The 2,933-nt window shown below is 37.5% G+C and carries 5 protein-coding genes; all 5 read right to left on the bottom strand.

Going from position 1 to position 2,933, the window contains the following annotated elements; translation table 11 throughout:
* Positions 1 to 399: 399 nt before the first annotated feature.
* From AC1DOS_RS19210 to yhbY, 5 genes are read right to left on the bottom strand one after another with little or no spacing between them, the layout of a single operon-like run.
* The gene (locus AC1DOS_RS19210) at positions 400 to 1,137 is read right to left on the bottom strand and encodes a class I SAM-dependent DNA methyltransferase (RefSeq protein ID WP_477538791.1); all 738 of its coding nucleotides are present in this window, start codon (positions 1,135 to 1,137) and stop codon (positions 400 to 402) included.
* Positions 1,137 to 1,487 carry a ribosome silencing factor gene (rsfS, locus tag AC1DOS_RS19205; protein ID WP_108586364.1) on the bottom strand — a complete coding sequence of 117 codons (351 nt, stop codon included), beginning with the start codon at positions 1,485 to 1,487 and terminating at the stop codon, positions 1,137 to 1,139. Before rsfS ends, AC1DOS_RS19210 begins: the two co-directional genes overlap by 1 nt.
* 4 nt (positions 1,488 to 1,491) lie before the next feature.
* Positions 1,492 to 2,055, bottom strand: coding sequence for a bis(5'-nucleosyl)-tetraphosphatase (symmetrical) YqeK (gene yqeK / locus AC1DOS_RS19200; protein ID WP_477538790.1), 564 nt, complete (start codon positions 2,053 to 2,055; stop codon positions 1,492 to 1,494).
* Positions 2,048 to 2,614 carry a nicotinate-nucleotide adenylyltransferase gene (locus AC1DOS_RS19195; RefSeq protein WP_477538789.1) on the bottom strand — a complete coding sequence of 189 codons (567 nt, stop codon included), beginning with the start codon at positions 2,612 to 2,614 and terminating at the stop codon, positions 2,048 to 2,050. The genes yqeK and AC1DOS_RS19195 overlap by 8 nt, the downstream gene beginning before the upstream one ends.
* Positions 2,615 to 2,616: 2 nt before the next feature.
* The gene (yhbY, locus tag AC1DOS_RS19190) at positions 2,617 to 2,916 is read right to left on the bottom strand and encodes a ribosome assembly RNA-binding protein YhbY (protein WP_029723546.1); all 300 of its coding nucleotides are present in this window, start codon (positions 2,914 to 2,916) and stop codon (positions 2,617 to 2,619) included.
* Positions 2,917 to 2,933: the final 17 nt, after the last annotated feature.

The following is a 2,933-nucleotide window of genomic DNA, read 5'->3' as shown; positions in this document are numbered from 1 at the left end:
CTGTGGGGTCTCACCTGGACATGCTTATCCCGCTCGAGYCGCCGCCTTGCACTACAATCACCAAACGAACAGTAATTGATAACATAGCTTGCTATGAAGTTATATGGAGCAAAACAGCGAAGAAACCCATATGCTCCTGCKGTTACTCGTCGCAAAGACATTGACCGAATACAGTTCGGCCAATGTCTTTCCTGAGGGATAGCGAGACAGTCGAGACCCCACAGAAGCGAAAAGGAACGAAGCCTAAGAACACCACATCGTGTGGCAACGCCTTCGTGACCAACATCCTGTTGGCCTGAGGAGTCTTGGCGCTCGCCTTAGGAAAGCGTAGCTGTTTTGCGGAAGATCAACAGCAATATTTAATTTAACAAAGCTAAACAAAAAAATCCCATGCAACATTTACTTAGTTGCATGGAAAAAAACACGTTCGCTTTTGTTCTTTGGAGATTCATTCGTCCAGTCTGCTGATACTTTCACTTGCGAAAAACCTGCTTGACGTAAGCAGTCAAGATACGTATCAATTTCAAAAGAACGTTGGAAATGACTTTCTTCAAAACGGTCATAAGAGCCATTTTTGTTTTTCATAAAAAATGTTAAATCATGATAAACAGAATGCGGATGCTCTCCTTCTTCCGTATGCCAAATATAGGCGATTTGTTCATCTTCATATGTAAATGGCCCACCTAAAAACAACTCATCCATTTTATAAAGTGAATGAACATCAAAGAATAACTGGCCACCTGATGTTAACGATTGATAGACGCCTGTAAGTGTTTGAAGAACTTGATTTTCATCCTCCAGATAATTCATTGAATCAATAGCAAGAATAGCTACATCCACATCTTGAAAGCCTTCTAACTCTGTCATTGATAAATGGAATAACGGGATGTTATATCCTTCTTTTTGAAAACGATCAGAAGCCATCGCAAGCATTTCTTCTGACAAATCTACAGCTTGAACAAGAAAACCCTGCTCTGCAAATTTTGCAGACAGGACTCCGGTTCCACAGCCAATATCTAATAAAGATTTGCCTCTAACATTTTCAATCGATGAAACCACCTTATGCACATAGTTATCATAAGGAATATCAGTCATTAAAGCATCATAAATGTATGCAAACTCTTTATAGCTAGACATTATGCTTGTAAATCTACTTCGATTATTGGTGCATCTCCCCATAAACGTTCCAAGTTATAAAATTGACGTTCGTCCTTATGGAATACATGTGCAACAACGTCACCCATATCTACTAATACCCAACGTGCCGCGTCAAAACCTTCTAAACGTTTTACATCATAACCAGCTTGTCCCGCTTGGTCTGCCATTTCTCTTGCAATTGATTGAACTTGGCGATCAGAATTTGCATGGCAAATTACAAAATAATCCGCAATCAAAGATACACCTTTCATATTTAATACGATAATATCTTCTGCACGTTTGTCATCTGCTGCTTTATAAGCTATTTCTAATAAAGTTGGTTCTGTCATTCAGTCATTTTCCTTTCGCAACCAAATCATTGTAACAATGAATGGAATCCGGATATACCGGTTGATTTTTTTGTATTAAAAATTGAATGGAATGCACTACACAAGCCTTCATTAATAATTCGAGTCCTTGTTCTACATGCTGTCTTAATTCATCGACACCTGGAAATTGGCGATTGGGTTCAATCATATCAGCACAATAAATGATTTTTTCAAGTTTGGACATGTATTTACGACCAGTAGTATGGTAGCAAATTGCATTTAAGACATCTTGATTGGTAACACCAAATTCCTGCTGGGCAACATATGCACCCACTGGAGCGTGCCACAATTCATGATGAAAAGTTAAAAGTGTAGGCTCCATTTGTTGTTCAATAATGGTTTGTTGCAACCAGTCTCGATCAGCAAATTTCACTACATCATGCAAAATAGCAGCAAGTTCGGCTTCTTTTTCATCTACTTCATACATTTTAGCCAATTGAATGGCAGTCTCCATTACACCTAAAGTATGCACAAAACGTTTTTCAGACATTCTTGTACGTATAGCATTTAACAATTCGTCTTTATTCATACAATTTCTCCTCACGAATATAGGATTGTACATTTTCAGGAATAAGCAAAGTGACATCTTTTCCATCTTTTACACGATTCCTTAACATCGTTGAAGACAAATCAATTAATGGTGCCTCGATTAAAGTGACAGGATATGTCGACTTTTCATCGAAGCCTGTACGACGTACACCAATCAATTGGAACTGTTTCACAAGCTCATCTATCTTGTACCACTGACTTAAATAGGCAATCATATCTGCACCAATCAAAAAACTGAATTGTGTTTGCGGTTCTTGTTTCTGCAATTCAATCATCGTATCGAACGAATAAGACAACCCACCTCGCACTATTTCAATTGGCTCTACTGAAAAATAGGAGAACGGTTCAATCGCAAGTTTCAACATGTGAAGTCGTTGCTCTCCTGTAGCAAGCTGAACTACTTCTTTATGTGGTGGTTTTGCATTTGGCATAAATCGAATTTCATCAAAATCAAGTGCATGATACACTTCATTTGCCATAATTAAATGTCCAATATGTGGCGGATTAAATGTTCCTCCAAAAATGCACACCTTTTTCATCGTCAGCCTTTTGTAGGCAAGACGATTTTTTTGTTATTTTTAGATGGTTTGTATAATACAACCGTTAAACCAATCAATTGAACTAAATATGATTTTGTTTCTTTTGCTAATTGATCTGCGATTTCTTGTTTATCATCTTCACAATTTTGCAAAATGCTGATTTTAATTAATTCACGAGTTTCGATAGCTTCTTCAATATGTTTAATTAAATGTTCATTTACTCCACCTTTACCAACTTGGAAAAGGGCTGATAAATGATGAGCTTCGCTTCGTAAAAAACGTTTTTGTTTACCTGTTAACATGTGGACCTCCTAATAGT

The organism is Paenisporosarcina sp. P5_A11 (assembly GCF_056400705.1).
Note: the sequence above shows the minus strand (reverse complement) of the source record. Positions and strands in the feature narration are given on the sequence as shown.